Source organism: Haloarcula sp. H-hyl2 (genome assembly GCF_056934385.1).
Map to the genome: position 1 here is coordinate 1 of NZ_JBRIIJ010000008.1, position 26289 is coordinate 26289.

The 26289-nt window shown below is 64.8% G+C and carries 21 protein-coding genes and 1 CRISPR repeat array; of the genes, 12 read left to right on the top strand and 9 right to left on the bottom strand.

Features of this window, described 5'->3' with window-relative positions; translation table 11 throughout:
• Positions 1-320: 320 nt before the first annotated feature.
• Genes Hhyl2_RS21775 through Hhyl2_RS21795 form a run of 5 tightly spaced genes read left to right on the top strand, consistent with a single transcriptional unit; the run spans position 321 to position 3581 of the window.
• On the top strand, positions 321-863 hold the full coding sequence (locus Hhyl2_RS21775; RefSeq protein ID WP_483552887.1) for a DUF7287 family protein: 543 nt from the start codon (positions 321-323) through the stop codon (positions 861-863).
• 1 nt (position 864) lies between these two features.
• Positions 865-1449, top strand: a complete 585-nt coding sequence (locus Hhyl2_RS21780; protein WP_483552888.1) for a DUF7288 family protein — start codon at positions 865-867, stop codon at positions 1447-1449.
• A complete protein-coding gene (locus Hhyl2_RS21785) occupies positions 1437-2396 on the top strand; it encodes a DUF7261 family protein (RefSeq protein ID WP_483552889.1) in 960 nt (319 codons plus the stop codon). Before Hhyl2_RS21780 ends, Hhyl2_RS21785 begins: the two co-directional genes overlap by 13 nt.
• Positions 2393-2827, top strand: a complete 435-nt coding sequence (locus Hhyl2_RS21790; RefSeq protein WP_483552890.1) for a DUF7266 family protein — start codon at positions 2393-2395, stop codon at positions 2825-2827. Before Hhyl2_RS21785 ends, Hhyl2_RS21790 begins: the two co-directional genes overlap by 4 nt.
• The gene (locus Hhyl2_RS21795; RefSeq protein ID WP_483552891.1) at positions 2820-3581 is read left to right on the top strand and encodes a DUF7289 family protein; all 762 of its coding nucleotides are present in this window, start codon (positions 2820-2822) and stop codon (positions 3579-3581) included. Before Hhyl2_RS21790 ends, Hhyl2_RS21795 begins: the two co-directional genes overlap by 8 nt.
• A 30-nt stretch (positions 3582-3611) precedes the next feature.
• On the opposite strand, the gene Hhyl2_RS21800 is transcribed toward Hhyl2_RS21795, so the two are convergent.
• From Hhyl2_RS21800 to Hhyl2_RS21810, 3 genes are all read right to left on the bottom strand, one after another.
• Positions 3612-5411, bottom strand: coding sequence for a DUF7289 family protein (locus Hhyl2_RS21800; RefSeq protein WP_483552892.1), 1800 nt, complete (start codon positions 5409-5411; stop codon positions 3612-3614).
• A 248-nt stretch (positions 5412-5659) separates the two neighbouring features.
• On the bottom strand, positions 5660-7489 hold the full coding sequence (locus Hhyl2_RS21805; protein ID WP_483552893.1) for a DUF7289 family protein: 1830 nt from the start codon (positions 7487-7489) through the stop codon (positions 5660-5662).
• Positions 7490-7735: 246 nt separating this feature from the next.
• Positions 7736-9661 carry a DUF7289 family protein gene (locus tag Hhyl2_RS21810; protein WP_483552894.1) on the bottom strand — a complete coding sequence of 642 codons (1926 nt, stop codon included), beginning with the start codon at positions 9659-9661 and terminating at the stop codon, positions 7736-7738.
• Positions 9662-10017: 356 nt separating this feature from the next.
• On the opposite strand from Hhyl2_RS21810, the gene Hhyl2_RS21815 reads away from it, so the two are divergent.
• From Hhyl2_RS21815 to Hhyl2_RS21830, 4 genes are read left to right on the top strand one after another with little or no spacing between them, the layout of a single operon-like run.
• Positions 10018-10488, top strand: coding sequence for a 30S ribosomal protein S15 (locus Hhyl2_RS21815; protein WP_483552895.1), 471 nt, complete (start codon positions 10018-10020; stop codon positions 10486-10488).
• A 5-nt stretch (positions 10489-10493) separates the two neighbouring features.
• Entirely contained in the window at positions 10494-11612 is a 1119-nt protein-coding gene (locus Hhyl2_RS21820; protein WP_483552896.1) for a hypothetical protein, read from the top strand.
• Entirely contained in the window at positions 11609-11851 is a 243-nt protein-coding gene (locus Hhyl2_RS21825; RefSeq protein WP_483552897.1) for a KEOPS complex subunit Pcc1, read from the top strand. Before Hhyl2_RS21820 ends, Hhyl2_RS21825 begins: the two co-directional genes overlap by 4 nt.
• The gene (locus Hhyl2_RS21830; protein ID WP_483552898.1) at positions 11844-12485 is read left to right on the top strand and encodes a 30S ribosomal protein S3ae; all 642 of its coding nucleotides are present in this window, start codon (positions 11844-11846) and stop codon (positions 12483-12485) included. The genes Hhyl2_RS21825 and Hhyl2_RS21830 overlap by 8 nt, the downstream gene beginning before the upstream one ends.
• 81 nt (positions 12486-12566) lie before the next feature.
• Here Hhyl2_RS21830 and Hhyl2_RS21835 read toward each other — a convergent pair whose 3' ends face one another.
• The 3 genes from Hhyl2_RS21835 to Hhyl2_RS21845 all read right to left on the bottom strand — a co-directional run bounded on the left by Hhyl2_RS21835 (position 12567) and on the right by Hhyl2_RS21845 (position 19793).
• A complete protein-coding gene (locus tag Hhyl2_RS21835; protein WP_483552899.1) occupies positions 12567-13004 on the bottom strand; it encodes a plastocyanin/azurin family copper-binding protein in 438 nt (145 codons plus the stop codon).
• 139 nt (positions 13005-13143) lie between these two features.
• A CRISPR array of direct repeats spans positions 13144-16402; the repeat unit is 30 nt; unit sequence GTTTCAGACGGACCCTTGTGGGGTTGAAGT.
• Positions 16403-16617: 215 nt separating this feature from the next.
• Positions 16618-17766, bottom strand: a complete 1149-nt coding sequence (locus tag Hhyl2_RS21840) for a 5-(carboxyamino)imidazole ribonucleotide synthase (protein WP_483552900.1) — start codon at positions 17764-17766, stop codon at positions 16618-16620.
• Between the two features lie 50 nt (positions 17767-17816).
• Positions 17817-19793, bottom strand: a complete 1977-nt coding sequence (locus tag Hhyl2_RS21845; protein ID WP_483552901.1) for a flippase activity-associated protein Agl23 — start codon at positions 19791-19793, stop codon at positions 17817-17819.
• 148 nt (positions 19794-19941) lie between these two features.
• Between Hhyl2_RS21845 and ribH the strand changes: the two genes are divergently transcribed.
• Positions 19942-20352 (top strand): 6,7-dimethyl-8-ribityllumazine synthase, encoded by a 411-nt coding sequence (gene ribH / locus Hhyl2_RS21850; RefSeq protein WP_483552902.1) that lies wholly within the window; start codon positions 19942-19944, stop codon positions 20350-20352.
• Positions 20349-21509, top strand: a complete 1161-nt coding sequence (locus tag Hhyl2_RS21855; protein WP_483552903.1) for a pyridoxal phosphate-dependent aminotransferase — start codon at positions 20349-20351, stop codon at positions 21507-21509. The genes ribH and Hhyl2_RS21855 overlap by 4 nt, the downstream gene beginning before the upstream one ends.
• Before the next feature lie 26 nt (positions 21510-21535).
• On the opposite strand, the gene Hhyl2_RS21860 is transcribed toward Hhyl2_RS21855, so the two are convergent.
• On the bottom strand, positions 21536-21964 hold the full coding sequence (locus tag Hhyl2_RS21860; RefSeq protein WP_483552904.1) for an FAD synthase family protein: 429 nt from the start codon (positions 21962-21964) through the stop codon (positions 21536-21538).
• Positions 21961-22458, bottom strand: coding sequence for a Mov34/MPN/PAD-1 family protein (locus tag Hhyl2_RS21865; protein ID WP_483552905.1), 498 nt, complete (start codon positions 22456-22458; stop codon positions 21961-21963). Before Hhyl2_RS21865 ends, Hhyl2_RS21860 begins: the two co-directional genes overlap by 4 nt.
• Before the next feature lie 154 nt (positions 22459-22612).
• Between Hhyl2_RS21865 and han the strand changes: the two genes are divergently transcribed.
• The gene (gene han / locus Hhyl2_RS21870) at positions 22613-24532 is read left to right on the top strand and encodes a Hef-associated nuclease (protein WP_483552906.1); all 1920 of its coding nucleotides are present in this window, start codon (positions 22613-22615) and stop codon (positions 24530-24532) included.
• A gap of 85 nt (positions 24533-24617) precedes the next feature.
• Here han and Hhyl2_RS21875 read toward each other — a convergent pair whose 3' ends face one another.
• Positions 24618-26240, bottom strand: a complete 1623-nt coding sequence (locus tag Hhyl2_RS21875) for a phospholipase D-like domain-containing protein (RefSeq protein ID WP_483552907.1) — start codon at positions 26238-26240, stop codon at positions 24618-24620.
• Positions 26241-26289 lie beyond the last annotated feature (49 nt).

Genomic DNA, 26289 nt, shown 5'->3' on the forward strand with positions numbered 1-26289 from the left:
ATTTGAACCCGGGGCCTCTCCCATGCCAAGGGAGTGATCTACCCCTGATCTACGAGCCCTCGCATCATCCAGTATCCGGTGACCTCAATTAAACCCATCGAAGTGCGCGGGGTGTCAGGGAGAGTGACACGCAGAGTGGGACGATCGAGTCTGTGTGATTATCAATTGTAAGAAAACGGCCAGAATACCTAAATCAGGTGAGATACTCTTTCGCTACAACCGCTCACATTGTCCCGGCAGTTGTTGGGTCACAACTGGCCGCGGACACGTCTCGAAGGGTGAGACATGCGGCGGGAGCAAACACATAGCAGGGGTCATCTATGAGCCGTGGACAGACAACGCTCGATTTCGCCGTCGGCATCAGTATCTTCCTTGCAATCGTCCTGTTCATCTTCCTGTTCGTACCGGGTATCCTGACGACGTTCACCGCCGGGAGTCCAGAGGAGACGGTGACAGTAAACCGTGTGGCCGACGACCTGTCGATGGGGTTGCTCGGCTCACCGACCGAACCGAACGTCTGGGACCGCGAATGTGCGGTCGCGTTCTTCGCTGGGACGTCTCCGCCTGGCTGTAACTACGCTGGCTCGACGGTCAACGAGCGGGTGGGGATCACCGACCGGCAACGCGTCAACATCACCGTCCAGGGGAACGTCTCGGCGGACCCCGACCCTGGGTCGGATCGGCTGTGTTGGGACGCGAGTGCCGAGGCCCTCGCAGAGGCAGACAGCGGGTGCACGGGTGGGAGCGATGTGGTCCTGATCGCCGGGGACGACGCCCCGAGTACGAGCGCGGATTCCGTGACAGCGACCCGAGTCGTCTCGCTGCACGGCGAGGCGGTCACCGTCGAAGTGGAGATGTGGTAACATGCGTGGACAGGCACACACACTCGAAGCCATCGTCGCCGGATTGCTGTTGCTCAGTAGCATCATCTTCGCCCTGCAGGCGACCGCGGTGACGCCGCTCTCGGCGAGTACGTCGAGCCAACACATCGAGAACCAGCAACGGTCGGTCACCAACGGGATCCTCGCGGCGGCAGCCCAGCAGGACGCGCTGAAATCGACCGTGCTGTACTGGAACAACTCCTCCGAGCGGTTCCACGGCACCACCGACATCGGGTACTACACGAACGGGCCGCCGAACACGACGTTCGGGAACATGCTCGCGCGGGCCTTCGGCGACCGGAGCATCTCGTACAACGTCCGCCTCATCTTCCACAAGCCCAACGGCGAGCGACTGACCCGGTCGCTCGTCGACCAGGGCGTGCCCAGCGACAACGCCGTCGTGGCGGGACGGACGGTGACGATCACCGACGACGACCCGCTGTACTCGGCGGACGAGGAGCCGATTCCGGGCTCGAACGTCACGAACGCGACGAGCTTCTACATGCAGGATATCGGCGACAATGTCTACAACGTTGTCCGGGTGGAGGTGATCACGTGGCGGATCTGAACGCGGACCGCGGGCAGATCATCCTGATCGCGGCGTTCGCACTGGCGGTGACCTTCATCGCGCTGGCACTCGTCGTCAACGCGGCCATCTTCACGGAGAACCTCGCCAGCAGGGGTGAGACCGCCGGAAGCGACGACGCACTGCTCCTTCGCCACGAGGTCGAACAGACTGTTGGTCGCACGGTAACGAACGCCAACATCCACAACACCTCCTCGGAGACGGCATTGGAGGACAGCGTAGACAAGGCTGTCGAGAACGTCTCTACGTCGGTCACGCGGCAACAGTCGGTCAGCAGCCGGGTCGTCACTGTCTCGGCGCCGACGGGCTACACGCACGGGACACAGATCAAGGACAACGAAAGCGGCGGGTCGACGTTCACGGGTGCGACCCTCGGCGCCCAGAACTGGACCGTCGCCGACAACGTGGGACGGACGCGGGCGTACACGATGACTATCCACGATGCGAACACCGCGGGTGGTGCGAACTTCGGTGGGACGCCGACCGACGAGTTCCGGCTGAACGTCACCGACGGCTCCGACACCTGGCGGGTCAACGTGACCGAAAATTCGTCCGGCTACGTCGCCGTCGGCGTCAAGGAGTTCGGTGGCGACCAGGGTGTCTGTACCGCTTCGCCCGCCAGTGGACCAGTCGAGGTCGATCTCACTCGGGGGCTGGTCGGCGGGGAACCGTGTGCGCCGATGGAGTTCGGCGAGGGTGTCAGTGGATCCTACGATATCAAGTACAACAACAGCCAGCTGGTCCAGGGCAACTACTCGATGGTCATCGACACGAACTCGTATGCGAACGCGAATCTCCTCGTCGGTGTCAGCAGCACCGATCCGTACACGCTCGACGGCGTCTATGCCACTCGTGTCGTCTATCGATACGACGGGTCGTCGCTGACCTACGAGACGGAGGTCCGGGTCGCTCCGGGTGAGCCGACGTGACCGACCGCGCCGTCTCCTCGACGCTCAACTACGTGCTGAGCATCGCCATCGCCTCGCTACTGGTCACTGGGTTGCTCTTCTCGGGGACGAACTTCGTCGAGGGCGAGCAGGAACAGGTCGTCCGCTCGGAGTTGCGCGTCGTCGGCGAGCAGATCAACGCGGATATCCAGCGGGCCGACAGGCTCGTGATCGCCGGTAGCGGATCGACGACGGTGCGGATCGAACAGACGTTCCCACAGCGGATCACCGGGCGGACCTACGACATCGAACTGGACCCGTCGGGCCAACAACTGATCCTCTCGATGAACAATCCTGATGTCGAGGTCACCGTTCCGGTCGACACCCGGACGTCGCTGTCGTCCTCGACTGTCGACGGTGGTATCGTCGTCATCAGAGTCAACGGCGGCGCACTGGAGGTGACCGATGGCTGATCGGGGCGCGAGCGAGGTGCTGAGCTTCGCACTGGTCTTCGGTATCATCATCACCTCCGTGGCGCTGGTCTCGGTGTCCGGGCTCCAGACGCTCCAGGACGCACGTGACGCCGAGCAACTCAACAACGCCGAACGCGCCTTCGACGTCCTCTCGGAGAACATGGCAGATATCCACGCCCGTGGCGCACCGAGCCGTGCGACGGAGATCAGTCTCCGGGGCGTCCAGCTATACACCGACGACAACGTGACGATCAACGTCACCGCGACGAACGGGCCCAGTGGCGACGTCACCATCACACGGACGGTCCGTCCGATCGTCTACGATGCGGGCAACGACCGGAAACTCGTCTACGAGGCCGGGACGGTGTTCCGGACACAGCGGGACGGTGGGCTCGTGGTCGAGGACCCACCGTTCGTCGTCGAGTCCGACCGTGTGTTACTTCCGGTGATCGCAACGGTTTCGAAGAACACGTCCAGCGTCGGTGGGTCGACTGCACTGGTGCGCGCAGACCGGAAGCAGACGACCGTCCGCATCGCGAACACGCCCTCGGACACGGACTTCGACGACGTCTACGTCAACATCACGTCCCCACGCCGGGAGTACTGGCAGACGGCACTCGAAGCCGAAGGGTTCGGAAGCTGTACCCAGGGGACCGACGCCAGCGGTGACGAGTTCGTCACGTGTAACCTCGGCTCCTCGCCCGACCGGCTGTACGTCCCGGTCCACAAGATCGGACTCGACATCGAGCGGTAGCGAGGTGATTCAGCCTCGACAGGGGTGACCTCACCCGCTGGTGACGTTGACGCGGTTGGCCGAGACGTGGAGGTAGGTGACTCGGACGACGTCGTCGCCACGGGTCAGCGTCTGTTTCTCCCGGAGCGCCCGGTCGTAGTGGATCGACCCCTTGTTGACCGTCGTGGTCCCGGTGACGAGGCCCCCGTAGACCTCGCCGAAGTCGATGTTGACGTCGCCGGTGCCGCCGTTACCCGGCGGCGCGTAGATGACGCCGACGTACTTCGCTGGGTCCGAACCGCTTCCACCAGAGCCGATGCGGCCGGTGAAGTTGGCCTGGCCGAAGATCCGGAACTGTGGCGCGTCGTCACCGTCGTTGGTTATCTCCGAGTCCTTGTCCAGGTAGAGGTCTTCGGTGTGTGTCCCGGCACCCCTGACGTAGATCCAGACGACGCCGTCGCCCAGGACCTCGATGTCGCTGTCCTGGAGGTGGATGTACTCGTCGACGGACATCGTGATGTTGCCGCTGGTCGTGTCGAAGTAGATGTCCTTGTTGCTCGCGTCGATGCGGTCCAGATAGTAGTTTCCGGGGCCGAGCGTTACCTCGTCGGTGGGGGAACTGGCACCGTAGTCGAGGGTCCCACTGGAGATTGCACTTGTTGCGCCGTTGCTGTTGGAGGTCTTCGCGTTCTCGACGCTGCTCTGGATGAGGTAGTCCAGCGCCCCACGTTTGGGGACACCGTCGATCTGGTTGACCGTCCCGCTGCCGACGATCCGGGACTGGCAGTCAGCGATGCTGGGCTGGCAGGCGGTGCTGTAGTTGATGTCACCGCCGACGTCGGGTTTCCCGCCCCCGTTACCGACTTTGACAGTCCCGCCGGACACGAGCGAGCCGTAGAAGTTGTCACCGCCGGACCCGCTGCTGATATCGATGTCGTTCCCGTAGACGACGTCGCCCTCGTTGCCCGGCGTCTGGCTACAGTAGCCGTTGCTCGCCCCGCCGAGCGAGGAGTTGTAGCTGTCGGTGTAGGTGTCCGCCCGGCAGACGCTCTGTGCCGAGCCGTCGACCTCGAAGGTCCCGCTGGCGGCTAGACTCGCCGCCGCGGAGTTGATGTCTGTCGCTTGCAGCGGCGTGACGAGATCGACGGTCACGCGGTCGTTCGCGTGGTCGTAGGTCACGTTGCCGGTCGTGCGCTGTTCGAAGAAGGTACCCCAGGCGCGGTAGTAGTCGCTCTGGACGGTCACCTCGACCTCGCTGCGTTCCAGCGGATTCGTGAAGTTCTTGTTCAGCGTCTCGTTCGGGAAGTACGCCTCGGAGTTGTTCTGTGCGATGACTGCCTTGCCATCGATAGATTCGTCGCCCGAGACGGTCACCAGCGGGAGCGTTAGTGTCGCCTCCCGATAGTGGAACTCCGGTGGCGACACCATCACGGCGTTCCCACCGCCGGCCGAGCGCCAGACACCGCCACCCTGATAGGCGATCTCCCGGTTGCCGTCCTCGTAGATGATCGCTCCCATGGACTCGTTCATGATCGTCGTCTTGGTGCCACCGGTGAGGTTCTCGTACGAGACGTTCATCCAGCCCGTCTGTGACTCGACGCGGTAGCTACCGTCCGACGAGGCGGCGAGTGAGACCTCCTGAACCTGTGAATCCCCCAGCGCGACCATGGCTGCCTGGGAGTCGAGCTGTGTCATCGACTTCTCGCCGCGTTCGAGCGCCAATTGGTTCTGAGTCGACCCGAACGCTTCCGAGCCCAGCGCGACGACCAGCGTCGACCCGCCGATGACGAGCGCGAGGACGAGTACCACGCCGATCGGACTGCTCTGGCCACGCTCGCTCCCCGCTGTCACGATACATCACGCTCCGTCGACGCTGTCCCGGCCGTCCTGACCCGACGACCGCCCACAGCGACCCTGATTCCTGACCCCATCGTAGTCTCTCCTGCGCGCGAGCAGATACTCGTATCTACCCAGTTCTCATATATGATATTTGTGGCCGGTTCGTGCAGATCCACTGGCACGAATCGTCCCGACAACCGTCGAAGACGTCGTTCTCGTACCGGCGATAGACGATAGATCTCGAGAACGCGGTCGGTGCGTCAGCCGCTGGTGACGTTGACGCGGTTAGCCGAGACGTGGAGGTAGGTGACCCGGACGACGTCGTCGCCGCGGGTCAGGGTCTGTTTCTCTCGCAGGGCCTCGTCGTAGTGGATCGACCCTTTGTTGATAGTGGTCGTCCCGGTGACAATGCCGCCGTAGACCTCGCCGAAGTCGAGGTTCACGTCGCCAGTGCCGCCGTTGCCCGGTGGCGCGTAGATGACGCCGACGTACTTCGCCGGGTCCGACCCACCGCCGCCGGAGCCGATGCGCCCAGTGAAGTTGGCCTGGCCGAAGATTCGGAACTGTGGCGCGTCGTCACCGGCGTTGGTGATCTCCGAGTCTTTGTCGAGGGAGAGATCCTCGGCGTGTGTCCCGGCACCCTTGACGTAGATGAACACGACGCCGTCGCCCTGGACTTCGATCTTGCTGTCGTCGAGGTGGATGAACTCCCGGACCGACATCGTGATATTCCCGCTGGTCGTGTCGAAGTAGATCTCCTTATTGCTGGCGTCGATGCGGTCCAGGTAGTAGTTCCCAGGCCCGAGCGTGACCTCGTCGGTGGGGGCACTGGCTCCATAGTCGAGGGTATCCCCGGAGATACTGCTGGTACCGCTGTTGCCGTTGGAACTTCTCGTGTTCTCGACGGTGCTCTGGACGAGGTAATCCAGCGACCCGCGTTTGGGAACGCCGTCGATCTGGTTGACCGTTCCGCTGGCTGCGGTAATACGGGACTGACAGTCGGAGACACTGGGCTGGCAGGCCGTCGTGTAGTTGATGTCGCCGTCGACGTCGGGTTTCCCGCCGCCGTTGCCGACCACGACGCTACCGCCCGAGACGAGCGAGCCGTAGAAGTTGTCCCCGCCGGAGCCGGAACTGATGTCGATGTCGTTGCCGTAGACGATGTCGCCCTCGTTGCCGGGGGTCTGGCTACAGTAGTCGTTGCTGGCGCCACCGAGCGAGGAGTTGTAGCTGTCCGTGTAAGTGTTTGATCGACAGAAACTCTTTGCGGACCCGTGGACCTCGAAGGTGCCGCTGGCGGCCAGACTCGCCGCGGCGGAGTTGATGTCGGTCGCCTGCAGCGGCGTGACCAGGACGACCGTCACGCGGTTGTTGGGGTGGTCGTAGGTCACCTCCCCCGTGGTACGCTGTTCGAAGAAGGTGCCCCAGGCGCGGTAGTAGTCGCTCTGGACGGTCACCTCGACTTCGCTGCGTTCCAGGGGGTTCGTGAAGTTCTTGTTCAGCGTCCTGTTCGGGAAGTACGCCTCGGAGTTGTTCTGCGTGATGACGGCCCGCCCGTCGATGGATTCGTCGCCCGAGACGGTCACGAGCGGGAGCGTCAGCGTCGCCTGCCGGTAGTGAAACTCCGGCGGCGACACCATGATGGAGTTGTCCTCTCCGTTGGACCGCCAGACGCCGCCACCCTGGTAAGCGATCTCGCTGTCCTCGTTCTCGTAGACGAGCGCGCCCATCGATTCGTTCATCACCGTCGTCGTCGACCCGCCGGTGAGGTTGGTGTACGAGACGTTCATCCAGCCGGTGTCGTCTTCGACGCGGTAGCCACTGTTCGCGGTGCGAGTGAGCGAGACTTCCTGGACCTGTGAGTTACCCAGTGCGACCATCGCTGCCTGGGAATCCAGTTGGGTCATCGACTTCTCGGCTCGCTCCATCGAGAGCTGATTCTGGGTCGACCCGAACGCTTCCGTCCCCAGTGCGACCGTCAGCGTGATGCCGCCGATGACGACCGCGAGCACGAGTACGAGGCCGATGACGTTGCTCTGTGCGCGCAGTGGACGCGTCGCACGCGGTCCTCGGCCCCCGCCACCGGTCACGAGACGACACCCCGTGGTCCGACTACGCTGGCTGCTGCTCGGTACCGACTCGCTGCTGACTCGATGGTGGCTGGCTGGCTCCCTCTCACGTCGCTCCCCCTCTCAGTCTCGCTCCGACTCCTGGGTTACCCCGGAGTTCGGGACGGACACACAAATTGTCACTTGTCTGTCTATCACATATGATACTTGTGGCCGATTCGGCTGGCTATCGACCTTCGTCCGAGCGACGAAACGACGGGAACGGGATCAGCCGCTGGTGACGTTGACACGGTTGGCCGAGACGTGGAGGTACGTCACCTCGACGACGTTCTTGCCGCGGGTCACCGTCTGCTTTTCGCGGAGCGCCTCGTCGTAGTGTATCGAGCCCTTGTTGATGGTGGTCGTCCCGGTGACGATGCCGCCGTAGACCTCGCCGAAGTTCACGTTCACGTTGCCGGTGCCGCCGTTGCCCGGCGGCGCGTAGATGACGCCAACGAACTGGGCGAGGTTGCCGCCAGGCGGCGCCAGCGCGAAACTCGTAGGACGGACGCTGAAGAAGCGGGTGTCCCCGCCAGTACTCTGTCCGAGCGGCGCACCACCGCCGGGTGCCAGACTCGGGTTGGCACCGGTCCCGCTGTCTTTCCCGACAACCGCGGTGAAGTTACTCTGCCCGAGGACGCGGAGTTGCGGCGCGTCGTCGCCCTTGTTCCAGACTTTCGAGTCCCGGTCGACGTGCAGGTCCTCAGCGTGTGTGCCTGCACCTTCGACGTAGATGTACACCACGCCGTCGCCTTTGACGGTCATGTTGGAGTTCTGGAGGTGGACGAACTCGTGGACGGCGAGGGTGATATTCCCGCTCGTCGTGTCGAGGATGATCTTCTTCCCCGAGGCGTCGATCCGATCGAGGTAGTAGGTCCCCGCCCCGACCGTGACCGAGGACCCGCCGTAGTCGAGTGAGTTGCCGGTGATACTGGTCGTACCACCGTTCGCGTTCGCGGATTCGGTACTGTTGACCGTCTCCTGGACCAGGTAGTTCAGCGCGCCACGATCCGGGATTCCGTCGATCTGGTTGACACTCCCGCTTCCCGTGTTGATGCGGGACTGGCAGTCGGAGACGCTGGGACTGCAACTGGTCGTGTAGTTGATGTCGCCGCTGACGTCGGGTTTCCCGCCACCGTTACCGACGGCGACGCTGCCGCCGGAGACGAGGTCGCCCTCGAAGTCCGAATTCCCCGACCCGGTGCTGATGTCGATACTCTGTCCGTAGACGACGTCCCCCTCGTCACCGGGCGACTGATCGCAGTAGCCGTCGCTCGTGTCGCTGGAGTTGTAGCTGTCGGTGTATATCTTCGAGACCGAGGAACAGGAGACCTTCGAGGAGCCCTTGACCTCGAAGCTACCACTCGGAGCCAGACTCGCCGCCGCCGCGTTGATCTTCGTCGACTCCAGTGGTGTCACCAGCACGACGTTGACGCGGTTGTTCGCGTGATCGTACGACACCGCGCCGGTCGTGCGCTGCTCGAAGAAGGTGCCCCATGCGCGGTAGTAGTCGCTCTGGACGGTCACCTCGACCTCGCTGCGTCGCAACGGGTTCGTGAAGTTCGTGTTCAGCGTCTTGTTCGGGAAGTACGCCTGCGAGCCGTTCTGCGTGATGACTGCCTTCCCGTCGATGGAGTCGTCACCCGAGACGGTCACGAGCGGCAGGGTCAGCGTCGCCTCGCGGTAGTGGAACTCCGGTGGTGACACCATCACGGTGTTGTTCGAACCGGCCGAGCGCCAGACGCCCCCGCCCTGGTAGGCGATCTCGCGCTCTCCGTCGTCGTAGACGAGTGCTCCCATCGACTCGTTCATGATCGTCGTCTGCGACGCACCCGAGAGGTTCGTATACGAGAGGCGCATCCAGCTGCCGTCGTCCTCGACCCGATAGCCGCTGTTGGTCGAGGACGCGAGCGCCACTTCCTGTGCCCGTGAGCTTCCCAGTGCGACCATGGCCGCCTGAGAGTCCAGTTGCGTCATCGACTTCTCGGCCCGTTCGCCCGAAAGCTGGTTCATCGTCGAGCCGAAGGCTTCCGAACCCAGCGCCACGACCAGCGTCGTTCCAGCGATGATAATCGCGAGGATGAGCACGACGCCGATGACGCTGCTCTGTGCGCGACTGTCGCCGCTCGACTGCCGCGGTTCCATTCGTCCCATCACGATATCCCTCTCCAGTGAACGCTGGAGTGACCACCACGTACCGCCGGTCTACCACAGCGAGGCCGATGCTCGCAGGTCATTCGTCAAACCTAAAGACGGCCGGGTTCACAACTCTATCCCGCCAGCTATCAGCTATGATATTTGGTGCGCGCACACCCTCTCGGTTCCGGCAGCCCGAGTAGTAACGGTTTTACGCGTCGGTGGGCGAACATCGTCTGGGAACAGCACGACCGCAAATCTGACACGCCGTGGGCTTCCGCGGCTCGGGATTGCGGCCGTGTTCGGCACCACCAGGTGCCAATACGCCTCGCTACCGGCAGCGACGAGCGGTTCGTGCAGTTCCAAGACCAACTATGGCACGAATGCATACACGCCGTCGTGGCTCGTCCGACTCGGACAAGCCCGCGGCAGACGAACCCCCGGAGTGGAGCGACGTCGACGCCGACGCCGTCGAAGAGCGCGTCGTCGAACTCGCCGACCAGGGCCACTCGCCCAGCGAGATCGGCCTGAAACTGCGCGACGAAGGCGTCCAGGGCACACCGGTCCCGAACGTCAAACTCGCGACCGGCAAGAAGGTCACCGAGATCCTCGAGGACAACGAGGCCGACCCGGACCTGCCCGAGGATCTCCGGAGCCTCCTGGAGCGGGCCGTCCGCCTCCGTGACCACATGGACGAGAACCCGACGGACTACCAGAACAAGCGTGCGCTCCAGAACACGCAGTCGAAGATCCGTCGTCTCGTCGACTACTACCGCGGTGACGAGATCGACGAGGAGTTCACCTACAGCTACGACAACGCCGTCGAAGCCCTCGGACTGGAGTAACCACGATGTCGACGACCGGCCGGGACGACACGCCAGCCACCTCCGCCAGTGACCTCGCTGGGGCGCTCGCCGACGCGACGTTCGTCCGTCTCGTCAGCGGCGTCACCGGCGACGCGCTCGCTGGGACAGGTGTGCTGGCGCGGACACTGACCGACAGCGACACGCCGTTCCAGGCCAGCGCTGTCGGTCCCTTCGCCGATCCCGACCGGTCGACCGACGCCGACGTCACCGTCGCACTCGGTCGCCAGTACGCGGCCGCCGACCACACGCTCCGCCACCGGATCGCCGCGACGGCCTTCGAGGCCGCACGCGAACTCGACGCGACGACCAGTCCGACGCTCGCCCTGGCCGGCACGATCGCCGCCGGGGACGTCGACGGGCAGGTCGCCGACGCCGCCGAGCAGGCGGGCCTGACCCGCCGACCGGGAATCGCCGTCCCGGTTGCCGACCTGGCCGACGGCCTGGCCCACTCGACGCTACTGTCGGCCCCCTTCTCGGGGGACACCGACGCGGCACAGGCCGCGCTCGCGTCGCTGGAACTCCCGGCCGACCTCGACGTGGACGACCACCGGCGCGTCGCCTCGTTGGCCGCACTCGCGGTCACCGACTCCGACGACGCCGCGCCACAGGCCGCCGAGACCGTCCAGCGGGGGCTCCGACCCTACGTCGGGGGCCCTTTCGAGACGGTCGGCGGCTACGCGGACGTCCTGGATACGGTCGGGCGCGAACAGCCGGGCACCGGCATCGCGCTGGCGCTCGGCCACGATGCGGTCCGCGAGGACGCGCTGGCAGCATGGCGCCGCCACGCACAGCGCGCCCATTCGGCCGTCGAGACGGCCACGACCGGCCGTTACGAGAATCTATTCGTCGCTCGCGGGGACGCGATGCCGGTCGGCACCGTCGCCCGACTGCTCGCCGATTTCCGCTCGCCTGAACCGGTCACGCTCGTCGTCACAGACGGCCACGCCGCCGCTCGGTCGACGGACGGCAGCGACGTCGCCGCGACGATGGATGCGGCGGCGACCGCCGTCGGTGGCGAGTCGGTCGGGACGACGACCCGTGCTCGCGCGCGGTTCGACGTCTCGACGGCCGACCTCATCGAAGCGTTCCGGGAGGCACTATGAACAGCGCCGAGATCCGCACGACCCACGGCTCGCCCGCCGCCGCGGACCGTGTCGCGGCCGCACTCCGGCCCGACAACACCGACGAGATGGACACACGCGTCGAGGGCGACGCCGTGGTCACCACCATCGACCGCGAGTCGGTGGGTGGCCTCCAGGCGACCGTCGACGACTACGTCGTCAACCTCCGGGTTGCAGCACAGCTTACCGACCAACCGATCAACGACATAACCCATGAGTGAACGAAGCGTCTCCAAGCGCAAACAGCAAAAGCGATGGTACACCGTCTACGCTCCCGAGCAGTTCGACCGGGAGGAGCTCGGTGAGACCACCGCAGACGAACCGGACAAGGTGCTCGGTCGCACCATCGAAACGACACTTGGCGAACTGCAGAACGACGCCAGCGAGAACAACACGAAGCTGACCTTCAAGATCAACGAGGTCGCCTCGGACTCGGCGTACACCGAGTTCACCAAACACGAGCTGACGCGGGACTACCTGCGCTCGCTCGTGCGCCGTGGCTCCTCGAAGGTCGAGGCCTTCATCACCGTGCTGACCACGGACGACTACCGCGTCCAGATCCAGCCGGTCGCCGTCACGACAAAGAAGGCCGACGCCTCCCAGGAGAAGGCCATCCGCCGCACGATGATCGACCTCGTCGAGGAGACGGCCAAGGACCGGACCTTCGAGGAGGTCATCGACAGCGTCGTCGAGGGCCGCCTCTCCTCTGCCATCTACGGCGAGGCCAAGGACATCTACCCCCTGCGCCGCGTCGAGATCCAGAAGGCGACCCTCGAGGCCCGTCCCGAGGAAGTCGCCGCAGAAGAGGAAGCCGCCGTCGACGTCGACGAGGAAGACGTCGAAGTCGAAGGCTAAGCGACGCGAACAGCTCGTTTTTTCGACCTCAGTCGCGAGTGGCGACACCGCTCGTCTCGCCGCCGTCCGCGCGAATGCCGTCTACTCCGTCGCCGTACCGGGATCGTCCGTGACGACGACGGTCCCGACCATCCCGCCCCGTTCGTGGGGGATACAGAAGTAGGGATACTCGCCACGCACCTCGAAGGTGTGGCTGTAGGTCTGGCCCTCGAAGAGCGTGCCCTTACTGCTTGCCCCCCACGCGTCGCGGGCCGCCTGTTCGGTGGCGAACTCGCCGGAGGCCCAGTAGTCGGCCCCGTCGGGCAGCCCGTCCTCGTAGGCCGTCACCGAGTGGCCCTGCTTGCTCGTGTTCCGCCAGACGACCTCCGTGCCCGGTTCGACTGCGATAGTCTGGGGGCGGAAGTCCTTTGCGGACATCCCCACGTCGTACTCGGTGGCCGAGCTACTGGTCCCGATACACCCGGCGAGACCGGCGATGCTGGTCACACCGACAGCCCGGAGGTAGGCCCGTCGCTCCATAGCCGGTCTCGGGACTGGACGGACAAAGACGGCTCGATTCGTCGTCGACCCCCCGGGGGTAACGGAGCTATTGCGGGTCGACGAAAATAGTGAAGTGAAACCGGATAGGAGAGTGTATATGGCCCTGAATTCGGCCATGGTTTCAGACGGACCCTTGTGGGGTTGAAGTTTCGTGTCGCCAGCGAACGCGTAGTCTTCCGGGAACGTTTCAGACGGACCCTTGTGGGGTTGAAGTGGGCTGCATTATGACGGCGCCTCCATGTCCTCGCGTGTTTCAGACGGACCCTTGTGGGGTTGAAGTAACGAGGACTACGGCCCCACCGCCGACACCAACGTGTTTCAGACGGACCCTTGTGGGGTTGAAGTCAGGCACCGTACACCGTCTGGTGGCCCACGCGTAGGTTTCAGACGGACCCTTGTGGGGTTGAAGTAACGCGCTGGGGCTCGACCCCGGCGCTGTCGACGCGTTTCAGACGGACCCTTGTGGGGTTGAAGTCAGGTCGCCACGAGTATCGAGGAACTGAGCACCCCAGTTTCAGACGGACCCTTGTGGGGTTGAAGTCGACCGCCGCGATGACGACCGTGATCTCGTGCGCCGGTTTCAGACGGACCCTTGTGGGGTTGAAGTGGCCTGTCGACCGAGAACAAGCGGATGAAGATCTAGTTTCAGACGGACCCTTGTGGGGTTGAAGTAATAATCCGACGGAGGTCCGCCAGACCCTGCAAACCGGTTTCAGACGGACCCTTGTGGGGTTGAAGTCCTGCGATAACCAGTCAACGATTTCTCCCGCGGTGTGTTTCAGACGGACCCTTGTGGGGTTGAAGTATGTCGGTCAGTTCGTCCGGCCCCTTGTCGATTTGTTTCAGACGGACCCTTGTGGGGTTGAAGTTCGGTTGTTATCCGTGTCCTCGATGACCAGAAAGTCGTTTCAGACGGACCCTTGTGGGGTTGAAGTCCTTTAAGTCAATACCCCCCGGGTTTATATCCCCCCGGTTTCAGACGGACCCTTGTGGGGTTGAAGTTGCACGACCGGACAGCCTGAGCCCGTTGTACTGGCGTTTCAGACGGACCCTTGTGGGGTTGAAGTGGCCCCAGTCCCAAAACCCTACCCCTCGTCAGTCGTTTCAGACGGACCCTTGTGGGGTTGAAGTGAGGGTGTCGAGCAGGGCCGAGAGCGCCAGACCGTGGTTTCAGACGGACCCTTGTGGGGTTGAAGTTCCACGTCCGGCGGCAGTGGATCGTAGCCCCGCGTGTTTCAGACGGACCCTTGTGGGGTTGAAGTCAAAAGTCTACTGTGGCCGACCCTACGGCGCGGCCAGTTTCAGACGGACCCTTGTGGGGTTGAAGTGTCCTCCAGGTCCTGAATCCGTTGCTCGTGGTCTGCGGTTTCAGACGGACCCTTGTGGGGTTGAAGTGTCCACCACGAGGCCAACCTGCACAGCGAGCTGCGACGGTTTCAGACGGACCCTTGTGGGGTTGAAGTGGCCGCTTCGGTCTGGCGGGCGTTTACCCGATCGTCGGTTTCAGACGGACCCTTGTGGGGTTGAAGTTGGTTGAGATCGTAGGAAGTACCCTCCACTTCACATGTTTCAGACGGACCCTTGTGGGGTTGAAGTCGCCACCATACCGTCCAGTCGAAACGACCCCGAAAAGTTTCAGACGGACCCTTGTGGGGTTGAAGTTCGACGTAAGCGTCGGTGAATCGCTCCGGCTTGTTCGTTTCAGACGGACCCTTGTGGGGTTGAAGTTCGGAGTGACCTAAATGTCGCTCCGGCGTACCGTCGTTTCAGACGGACCCTTGTGGGGTTGAAGTGTTCACGTCGACGAGTTGGATAGCATGGCGTCGGGTTTCAGACGGACCCTTGTGGGGTTGAAGTCCTCATACTCATAGCCCCCCACTGCTGACGTTCCGGAGTTTCAGACGGACCCTTGTGGGGTTGAAGTTCGGAGCCCACTGGTCGGAAACACCGCGTCGATCAGTTTCAGACGGACCCTTGTGGGGTTGAAGTAACTCCGGAATGTCCCCATCACAGACCCGAATGACAGTTTCAGACGGACCCTTGTGGGGTTGAAGTACCCAGCCACCCGATACCGTTCTGTCCGAGAAAGTCGTTTCAGACGGACCCTTGTGGGGTTGAAGTTACCTCGTCTAAGTCGATGACTCGCCGGGGCATGAGTGTTTCAGACGGACCCTTGTGGGGTTGAAGTGTCAGGGTCGTTGAGGTTGATGTGCGTCAACTCCCGGTTTCAGACGGACCCTTGTGGGGTTGAAGTGACTTCGCTACGGCGAGGACAGTCCGCTCCGGTTAGAGTTTCAGACGGACCCTTGTGGGGTTGAAGTGAGCGACGGCGCGGGACAGGCTACACCCACCACCTGGGTTTCAGACGGACCCTTGTGGGGTTGAAGTGACGAGTATCAGCACATACGGCAAGCGCTCCGAAGGTTTCAGACGGACCCTTGTGGGGTTGAAGTCGTGGTCGCGTAACTCCAGCCACTCCTCGCCGTTGGTTTCAGACGGACCCTTGTGGGGTTGAAGTTCAATGTCCAGTGAGCGGTTCGAGAGGTCCCGTGTGTGTTTCAGACGGACCCTTGTGGGGTTGAAGTGTCGAAGGCGTCTGTCCAGCCGGCGAATATCTCTTCGTTTCAGACGGACCCTTGTGGGGTTGAAGTCGATCCATCGAGGGCGGGGCAGAACAGACCAGTGAGTTTCAGACGGACCCTTGTGGGGTTGAAGTGAGCAAGAACTGTTCGTCCTGGTCAGAGAACCGTGTGTTTCAGACGGACCCTTGTGGGGTTGAAGTCGGAATTGAAGCGAACTTTAAGTGTGCTATCCCCCGTTTCAGACGGACCCTTGTGGGGTTGAAGTTCCAGCCTGGACAGCGAGGTCCAACTGGCGACCGGCAGTTTCAGACGGACCCTTGTGGGGTTGAAGTCAGGTCGGCGTAGCCATCCAGTCCGCGGAACTGAACGGTTTCAGACGGACCCTTGTGGGGTTGAAGTCTCGACGAGAGCGAGGACTGGCCGGACTACCCCTGGTTTCAGACGGACCCTTGTGGGGTTGAAGTGAGTTTGTCCAGCAAGCTACTACTCCCGATGTCGTCGTTTCAGACGGACCCTTGTGGGGTTGAAGTGCCCTCTGCGTCTTTGACGGCCCGCGCTTGGTCAACGGGTTTCAGACGGACCCTTGTGGGGTTGAAGCCGGACACAGCTGGCCGGCGAGTCCAGCCTCCAGGCCGTTTCAGACGGACCCTTGTGGGGTTGAAGCAACGCTGCCGGGCGATTGGCCGACCATGGCCGCGGTTTCAGACGGATCCTTGTGGGGTTGAAGCCGGCAGGGCTCGACCTACGGGAACCTCTCGGAAGAGAGTTTCAGACGGACCCTTGCGGGGTTGAAGCGCATCGTCGTCGAACAGATAGTGGGCTTTGTCGATGGTCTCAGATGGGTCCGTGGAGGTGAAGCTTGAGCTATGGCGCTCGTATCGGCGCCACGCTGTGTCGAAGGCGCTCCTTCTAAATGTGAACTCCGAAAACCCCACGGGGGCTGATAGGACCCGACCAGCCGGTGCCACAACTGCTCTCACACGAGTATCCGTGTGAATCGTGAGATACAGTCAGTTCCGGAAGGTCAGTCCGGATCGCAGGTCCCGCGCGGCCGACAGCAGCGCCTCACGGTCCTCGCCGGTGAGGGTGACGTGGCCCATCTTCCGGAGGTCGTAGACCTCGTGTTTGCCGTACCAGTGGAGGTGTGCGCGGTCGGTCTCGAAGACCGCTTCCTCGCCCGAGAGCGTCGCGTCCTGGCGCTCGTCGACGTCGCCGAGGATGTTCGTCGAGGCGGTCGGGAACCGCTGGTCGGTCGGCCCCAGCGGGCGCCCGGTGACCGCCCGGACGTGCTGTTCGAACTGGGAGGTGTGACAGCCCTCGATGGTCCAGTGACCGGAGTTGTGGGGCCGTGGCGCGATCTCGTTGAGCAGGATGCGGTCGTCGCTGGTCTGGAACAGTTCGATGCCGAAGACGCCGCGCCCGTCCATGACGTCGAGCACGTCTAGTGCGACCTCGCGGGCGCGCTCGCGGACGGCCTCGCTTGCTCGCGCCGGCGCGACCATCTCGCGGAGGATCTCCGCCTCGTGGATGGTCTCGGTGACCGGGAAGGTGTCCCGCTCGCCGTCGCCGCGACAGCCCATGATCGCCAGTTCCCGCTCGAAGTCGATCATCTCCTCGACCATCGCGGGGCCGGCGATGTCGTCGATGGCCGACTCGACGTCGTCGGGCCCTTCGACGGGGACGTTCCCGCGCCCGTCGTAACCGCCGGTGCGAGCCTTGAGCATCGCCGGGTAGCCCAGTTCGTCACAGGCGGCCCGAAGGTCGTCGGCACTGTCGACCGCGCGGAACGCGGGCACCGGGACGCCGGCGTCGGCCAGCCGGCGCTTCTGGACGAGTTTGTCCTGGATGGTCCGCAGGGTCTCCGGCGCGGGATGGACCGGCGTGTCGGTCTCCGCGGCGACCGCTTCGAGCACGTCCGGGTCCGCGAGTTCGATCTCGTAGGTCAGGTAGTCCGCTCGCTCGGCGAGTTCGGCGAGCGTCTCCCGGTCGTCGAAGTCGCCGACGACCTGATCGCGGACGACCGGCGACGCGGGACACGACGGTGTCGGATCCGAGACGACGAGTTCGACTCCCAGCGGTGCGGCTGCTTCCCCCAGCATGCGGCCGAGTTGCCCGCCGCCGACGACGCCGACGGTGGGGCCTGGCGAAGAGAGTGTCATGTACGCGGCGCTACCCCAGCACCGGAGTTAAGCGTTCTCGTGTCGGCCGGCTACGACGGCCGCTGGTCGGCGTGAGACTCGTGAATCCAGACGACGAACGTGTTCTTGTACCCGCCGGTCCGGAGTTGGTGGGGCCGTCGCTCGTATCCCGCCGGACGCAACTGTTCACCCGGCCGTGTCTTGTCGAAGGGCTGTGTGATGACGATGGGGGGCTGCCCGTCCTCGACCATCCGGCCCAGCTGTTCGCGGTCGTTCTCACAGACGGTCTCCATCTCGCCCGAGGCGAAGTACCACGGGAGCGGGAGCGTGTTGTACCACCTCAAACAGGTCGGTCGGAGGTTCCAGAAGGCCTCGCCCCACTCGTCGCGGTTCTCCTGGACGTACGCGCTCCCGCTGTCGTACTCGTCGCCGCTCTCGCCGTAGTAGACGACGACGTCGGTCCCCTGGTTGTCCCGCGCGATGGTCTGCATCGCCGTGAGGTCACTTCGCAGTGATTCCTGGGGCTGGGCGAACTGGACGAGCGGGTTCGAGTCGTCGTGGGCGTTGGTGTAGACGTTCGTGACGGCGATGTTGCCGATCAGCGCGGTGATGAGAACCAGGACGAGCGCGGACGTGGCGACGCCGGTGAGGTCGTCCGCAGCGAGGGATTCGACGCCCCAGCGGAATATCGTGGCGACGCCCACCCCCGCAGGAACCGCCAGCGGGACCACGACGTGGACGCCGATCCAGGCGTTCCCGATGTCGGTCCCGATGGGGTAGCCGACGATCGAGACGTAGCCGCAGTAGGCCATGAACGGGACGATGTGGCGCGGTTCGATCGAGCCCAGGCGATCCAGCGCGTAGCCGAACACCGAGAACGCGAGCAGCGGGCCACAGGTGTAGGCAAGCGCCTCCAGCAGGATCCCGTAGTGGCCGTCGACCTCCTCGTAGAACTGCTCGAAGGTGGCCCGCAGTCCGCCCTCCTCGCTCGTCGTCGCTCGTTCGGAGGCCGGGTCGAACCAGTTGCTGTACTGTTCGATGACCCGGTCGTAGGTCACCTGGACCAGTTCGGGGAACATTCCCGGGTTGGTCACGCCGTTCCAGAAGTTGACGCTCTCCGCGGTGGGTGTCGCCGGCGGATGCTGGATGCCGGCGAGTCCGGCCCCGCGTGGGGCATAGAAGAACAGCGAGACGAGGAAGAACAGGAGGAGTGCGATGCCGATGTGGCCGACGTAGGCGACGAGCACCTGCCACGGGCTCTCGTGGCGGCCGCGGAACGACCGGACGGTCTCGACGAGCAGGTCGACGTCCGCGCGAACGCGGCCCGCCATGCGGCCCCAGATGGCCGAAGGCGAGGGGAGCCCGGCGAGGAAGCCGGCGGCCTCGCGGTAGCCGTTCGGGAGGACGAGGACCTTCGCCAGCAGGAGGCCGGTCGCGCCCAGCCACGTCACGATATAGACGATGGCGTTCTCCTTCGAGGCGAACCCGAGCGCGGCGAACGCGCCGACCCCGTAGAGATACCGGGCCTTCCGGGTGTCGTAGAACCGAACGAGCAGTCCGAACGCGGTGAACATGAACGCGGCGACGAGGACGTCGCTGCGCATGAACCGCGAGTAGTACAGCAGGAGGGGGTTCAACGCGAGGAACGCCGCGACGCCGACGATCTCCTCTCGACGGAGGTGTTCGCGAAAGAGGAGTGCCGTCAACGGCAACAGCCCGCCGACGATGGCGATGGGAAGCCGCATGATCACGTCGCTGGTGCCCAGCACCGAGAACAGCCAGGCGTCGACGTGCTGGATGAACGGTCCGTGGATGATGTACCGGTACGTGAACGAGCCGGTCTCTGCGAGGTTCAGCGCCCAATAGGCGACGCGTCCCTCGTCGTAGTGGGCGACCCGTGAGCCGAGGCCGACGAAGCGGAGGAGGAACGACAGGAGGGCGATACCGAGGACCACTTTGCCGACGGCGTACTCGTCGCCGTCGGCCCATGTCGCGACACGTTCCCGCAGGCGTTTCAGCCGCGAGAGCTCGCGGGGCGGCGCAGCCATATCCGGTGTGTGAACAGCGGTGGTTAGAACACTTCTGGTTTCTCGGAGTGGGGATCTCTGGCTGTTTGCACTCACGCTCAGCATCGCACCGATTCTCGCTCGAAGCCGGAACGGTAGTTCTTTAGGGACGACAGTCTCCCACACGAGTATGGTGCAGCTCGGGCTGGTCGTCGCCCAGTACGACAAACACGGGCAGGTCATCGACGCGATGGAACAGTCGGCCAGGGAGGCCGCGACCGACCATGATGCGGCCATCGTCGAGACGGTGTCTGTCCCGGGGTCCTACGACACACCACTCGCCGCGGACCGGCTGGCACGCCGGGACGACGTCGACGCCGTCGCGGTGCTGGGTGTCATCGTCGAGGGTGACACCGACCACGACAAGATCATCGCCGACGCCGCGGCAGCGGGCCTGACCGACGTCTCGCTCGACCGGGATACGCCGGTCACGCTGGGCATCATCGGGCCGGGCATGAGCACGGCCGAAGCCGAGGCCCGCACCGACAAGGGCGGCTCGGCAGTCACGAGCGCCATCGAACTCGCTACCAACCTACCATGACAATGGACTTCGCATCCCGAGTCGAACGTGTAGAGCCGAGCGCGACGCTCGCGATCAGCAACAAGGCCGCCGAACTGGAGGCCGAAGGCAAGGACGTCGTCGACCTCTCGGTCGGCGAACCCGACTTCGACACGCCCGAGAACATCAAGGATGCTGCCAAGGAAGCTCTCGACGCAGGCCACACCGGCTACACGTCGTCGAACGGCATCCCGGAGCTCAAGGAGGCCATCGCCGAGAAGCTCCACGACGACGGCCTCACTCAGTACGACCCGGAGAACCTCATCGTCACGCCGGGTGGCAAGCAGGCCCTCTACGAGATCTTCCAGACGATCATCGACGACGGCGACGAGGTCGCGCTGTTGGACCCGGCGTGGGTCTCCTACGAGGCGATGGCGAAACTCGCCGGCGGGACGCTGACCCGCGTCGACACCGCCGCCCACGACTTCCAGCTGGCGGGCGCACTCGACGACCTCGCGGCCGCCGTCTCGGACGACACCGAACTGCTCGTCGTCAACTCGCCGGGCAACCCCCACGGTGCGGTCTATTCCCGCGAGGCGCTGGAGGGCGTCCGCGACCTGGCCGTCGAGCACGACATCACCGTCATCTCCGACGAGATCTACAAGGAGATCACCTACGACGGCGTCGAGGCCGTCTCGCTCGGGACCCTGGAGGGCATGGCAGACCGGACCATCACGGTCAACGGCTTCTCGAAGGCCTACTCCATGACAGGCTGGCGGCTGGGCTACTTCGCCGCGCCCGAGGAACTGATCTCCCAGGCCGGCAAGGTCCACTCGCACTCGGTCTCCTGTGCGGTGAACTTCGTCCAGCACGCCGGTGTCGAGGCCATCACGAACACCGACGAGGCCGTCTCGGAGATGCGCGAGGCCTTCGCCGAGCGCCGCGAGTTCCTCATCGGCCTGTTCGAGGACCACGGCGTCGAGGTACCCGAGCCACAGGGTGCGTTCTACATGATGCCCCACGTTGCCCCGGACGGCGACGACACCGAATGGTGTGACAAGGCCATCTCGGAGGCTCAGGTCGCGACTGTCCCGGGAAGCGCCTTCGGGACGCCCGGCTACGCGCGGATCTCCTACGCCAACAGCAAGGAACGGCTCGAAGAGGCCGTCGACCGCCTGGCCGAGCACGACCTGCTGTAGGCCAGCCTGCTCGTTCTCCCCCGTCGTCAGCCGCGTTCGTCGAGCACCTTCTCGATGATCTGGCCGGTCGAGAGCAATCGTTCCTCGTCGTCACGTTCCAGTGCGCTCGCCCGCCGGACCGTACAGTCCAGCCCGCGCTCGGCCAGCGCCGACCGGAGCCCCTCGGCGTCGTGGTGCTGGTCGTAGCCTAGTGCGATGATGTCGGGATCGAGTCGTTCGATGGGGACGAAGATGTCCTCGGGATGGCCCAGGTGTGCCTCGTCGACGGGTTTCAGTGCCGCCACCATCTCGCGACGCTGCTCGTCGGGGACGACCGGCTGCGCCTTGTGGGTGACGTTGACCGACCGGGCGACGATGACGTGGAGTTCGTCTCCCATATCGGCGGCGTCCTGGAGATAGTGAACGTGACCGGGATGGAGGATGTCGAAGGTCCCCTGGGCGACGACCCGTGTCACGGCTCGAACTCCTCGTCGCGCAGTTCGCGGTCGATGTCCGACTGGTCGAAATCGAAAAACGACTCCTCCGGGGGTTCGATATCCAGCACTGGTAACTCGACGGGCTGGCCCTCGTTGTCGAACGCCTGCCAGTCGTCGGGACCGTAGGGATATCCCAGGATGATGTGGACGTCGCCGCGGCCGAACGTCGCCAGGTCTGCGTCGCTGGGTTGCAGGACGCCGTTGGGGTGTGAGTGGATCGACCCCGCCGCGCGCATGTCGTTCGGGACCATGCTCGTCTTGAGCGTGGCACTGACCGGGTTCGACTCGGTCCCGGGGATGACGAGTACGTCCGTCAGGACGGTGCCGTCCTCGTCGAGGCCGAGTTTCCCCGCGTCGTCGCCACGAAGCAGTCCCATGTACTCGTTCGGGTGTGACTCCTCCGAGGCCGCGCGCGCGAAGTCGAGCGCGGACTCGGCGATGCCGAGGATGCCACCCGAGCGGAACAACGCCATATCTGCAGTCGGTGGGGCTGGGTTCTAAGGGTTGTGCTCTCGGGGTCGGGCGGTAGCCGTGTGTCTGAATCCGGCGGGGCCGGCGGTTCGTGCCGGCGGACGCTACCCAGCGATTCCGAAGAGTACAAACCGCGGAGTGCCGAAGACCTGGCAAATGTCTACGCCAACAGGCACCGACGACGGTGCCGCGGCTCCCGATGGGGGAGCCGTCGTCTACGATCTCGCTGCAGAGTGTACCACGGACGATATGGAGGACGATGGCCGCTTCCTCGCTACTGTCAACGGTGTCGTCGAGTACGGCGTCTTCGTCGACCTCTCGGATGCGGTCTCCGGCCTCGTCCACGACTCGAACCTGCTGGGCGACTACGATGTCGGCGACGAACTCGTCGTCGAACTCGCGGAGGTCCGTCCCGACGGCGACCTGAGTTTCGACGAGGTCCGACTCGACGACTACACGGTCGAACACGTCGCTCACGGCGCGCCGACGACTGTCGCCGACCTCGACGACGTCACCGGCGACGCCGTCGTCGTCGAGGGTGCGGTCGTCCAGATCAAACAGACCGGCGGCCCGACAGTCTTCCAGGTCCGGGACACCACGGGCGTCGTCCCGTGTGCGGCCTTCGACGAGGCCGGCGTCCGCGCACACCCGGCGGTCGAGATGGACGACGTCGTCCGCATCGCCGGCCGGGCGGAGGAACGGGACGATGGTATCCAGATCGAGGTCGACTCGCTGACCGTCCTGGAGGGCGAGACGGCCGACAGCGTCCGCGCGGATCTCGATGCAACCCTCTCGGAACTGGCCGAACCGGCCGACATCGACCCACTGGTCGAGTGGCCGGCCTTCGAGAAGCTCTGGGACGACCTGCGCGAGGTCGCGACCGAACTCCGCCGGACGGTCCTGGACGGCCGCCCGATCCGGATGCGCCACCACGCCGACGGCGATGGCCTCTGTGCCAGTGTCCCGCTCCAGGTCGCGCTCGAACGGTTCATCGCAGCACAGTACGAGGACAGCGACGCACCCCAGCACCTCCTCAAGCGCCTGCCGAGCAAGGCCCCCTACTACGAGATGGAGGACGTCACCCGGGACCTGAACTTCGCGCTGGAGGACCGCACGCGCCACGGGCAGAAGCTCCCGATGCTCCTGATGCTGGACAACGGGTCGACCGAGGAGGACACGCCGGCCTACCGGAACCTCCGGCACTACGACATCCCCGTGGTCGTCGTCGACCACCACCACCCCGACCCCGAGGCCGTCGAACCGCTTATCGAGCACCACGTCAACCCCTACCTCCACGACGAGGACTACCGGATCACCACCGGGATGCTCTGTGTCGAACTCGCCCGGATGATCGACCCGGACCTCACCGAGGATCTCCAGCACGTCCCTGCTGTCGCCGGCCTCTCGGACCGCTCGGAGGGCGAGGCGATGCCGGACTACCTCGAACTCGCCGGCGAGAGGGGCTACGACGAGAGCGACCTGCGGGACATCGGCGAGGCGCTGGACTACGCCACCCACTGGCTGCGCTACAGCTCCGGCGAACAGCTCGTGACCGACGTGCTCAACGTCGACTGTGACGACCGCGAGCGCCACGCGGAGATCGTCGAGTTCCTGGCCGACCGAGCGGAGCGCGACGTCGACGAGCAACTCGACGCCGCCATGCACCACGTCGACCACGAACGCTTGGACAACGGCGCCCACCTCTACCGCATCGACGTCGAGAACCACGCCCACCGATTCACCTATCCCGCGCCGGGCAAGACCACCGGCGAGATCCACGACCGGAAGGTCGCGGAGACGGGCGATCCGGTCATCACCATCGGCTACGGGCCGGATTTCGCCGTCCTGCGCAGCGACGGCGTGCGCCTGGACATCCCGCGGATGGTCAACGAACTGACCGAGGAGGTCGACGGCGGCGGCGTCTCCGGCGGTGGCCACCTCGTCGTGGGCTCGATCAAGTTCGTCTCGGGGCGACGGACCGAGGTGCTCGACGCCCTGGTCGAGAAGATGGCGGAAGCCGAGATCGACGAGGAACTGGGTAGCTCGACGGCGCTCCCCGAAGACGTCGACGTCTGATACTGCTGGCTATACCTTCGTGACGGATTTTGCCATCCCGGGGTGGCAAAAATCTTCACGTGCGTACAGCCGGTAGTATGTGCGCTCACCGACACCCCGTTTTGTTCGCGAACGTGACCCGCCGAGCGGCGAGGACGGCCAGGACGACGACCCCGGCGACGATGCCCAGCAACCCCTCCGGGAGGTCCCGGCTGCCGCCCTGCCAGTCCGCGTCGAAGACGCGATCGTAGTACGCGGCGACCGCCTCGCCGTGTAGCACGAGGACGACCTCGCGGTTCGACGTAGCGGCCTGTTCGTTCCAGTTGAGACTGCCGAGGACGACCTGGTCCTCGTCGATCAGTGCTCCTTTGGCGTGGATCTTCTCGTATCGGCCGCCGGGGTCGGCGACCCGTGCCGCGAGCGGGGCGTCGGTGCGGTCGGCCCAGTCCGTGAACCGCTTTACAGTTCGGTGGTTCTCCTCGCGGACGTACCAGGCGTCGCTCAGGAGCAGGCGAACCTGGACGCCGCGAGCGGCAGCCCGGCGGAGCGCCCGCAGGAGTGGTTCGTCCCAGCTACCGACCGTCGGCTGTATCACCGCGATGCGCTCGTCGGCGCCGTCCAGCGTCGCCACGAGGTGTCGCTGTGCGTTGTCCGGCGTGACCAGGAGGTCGGTGCGGTTCACCGCGACCGTCTCGGCTTCGAAATTCGACGGGTAGCTCCCGGTCGTCGGCTCACCGCGCTGGAACGTCCGTCCCTCACGGTAGTGTCCCCAGGGTACGGCGTCGCGCCAGTTGGCATCCGCCCGGAACGTGGCTGCCAGCCCCTCGACAATGCGGGGCTGACCGGTCACGACGCCCCAGCCGCGACTGCTGTTGCCGCCCGTCCCGGCGGGCTTCCAGTTCTCGGTGAGGACGACTGCCCGGTCGTCGGCGACGGCGTACTTGGCGTGGTGGTAGCGATATCGGGCCCGCGGCCCCGCGAGCAACCCGACCTCGACGCCGGCGTCGACGAGGCGATCCAGCGTCCGGGCCTCTTCGCGGGTCCGCTCACCGACCGGTTCGCCCTCCAGCAGGACGCGGACGGTCGCGCCTCGTTGTTTTGCCGCCACCAGTGCGTCAGCGACTCGTGACGAACTCAGCGTGTAGCCCGCCAGCAGGATCCGGTCGTCGGCCGACCGGAGCGGCGCCAGCGGTGCACCCGGCGCGTCGGGGAGCGTGAACGCGCGGACGGTGCCGCGCTGGCCGGTGACGACCGGTCTGTCGGTCCGGCCAAGCGGTTCCCAGGTGATCGTCGACCCCTCGACGCGACCGATCTCGCCTTCGCCGGCGTCGGTGTACCGGACGCTGTCGACCGCGGTCCCGTTCGCCAGCAACCGGACGCGCTCGCCGCCGTTGGCCAGTTCCAGGTGTCCGTCGAGCGCGTACACGCTGTGTTCGGTCAGGTTCCGGACCTGCGCCGGCGCCGTCGTGACTGCGACGCGACCGGCGGTAGTCCCGTTCGGGAGCGGGACGGTCGACTGCCCGTCGGAGAGCGAATAGCGGCCAAGCGAACTGTCGTTCGGGACGTCGAGCACGACGAACTCGCCGGTGTCGCCGCCGGCGACGGGGTTCGGATAGACGGCGTGGATGGTGGCCGCTGGCTGTGCCGTCTGTGCCTCTGTCGCGACACCGCCAGCAGCTGTTGGGACTGTGAGCAGACAGACGATGACGAGGGCGACGAGTGACCGCATCGGGGGGTCTGGTCGCCCCCCACTACATGAAGGTTCGGCTCATACTGTC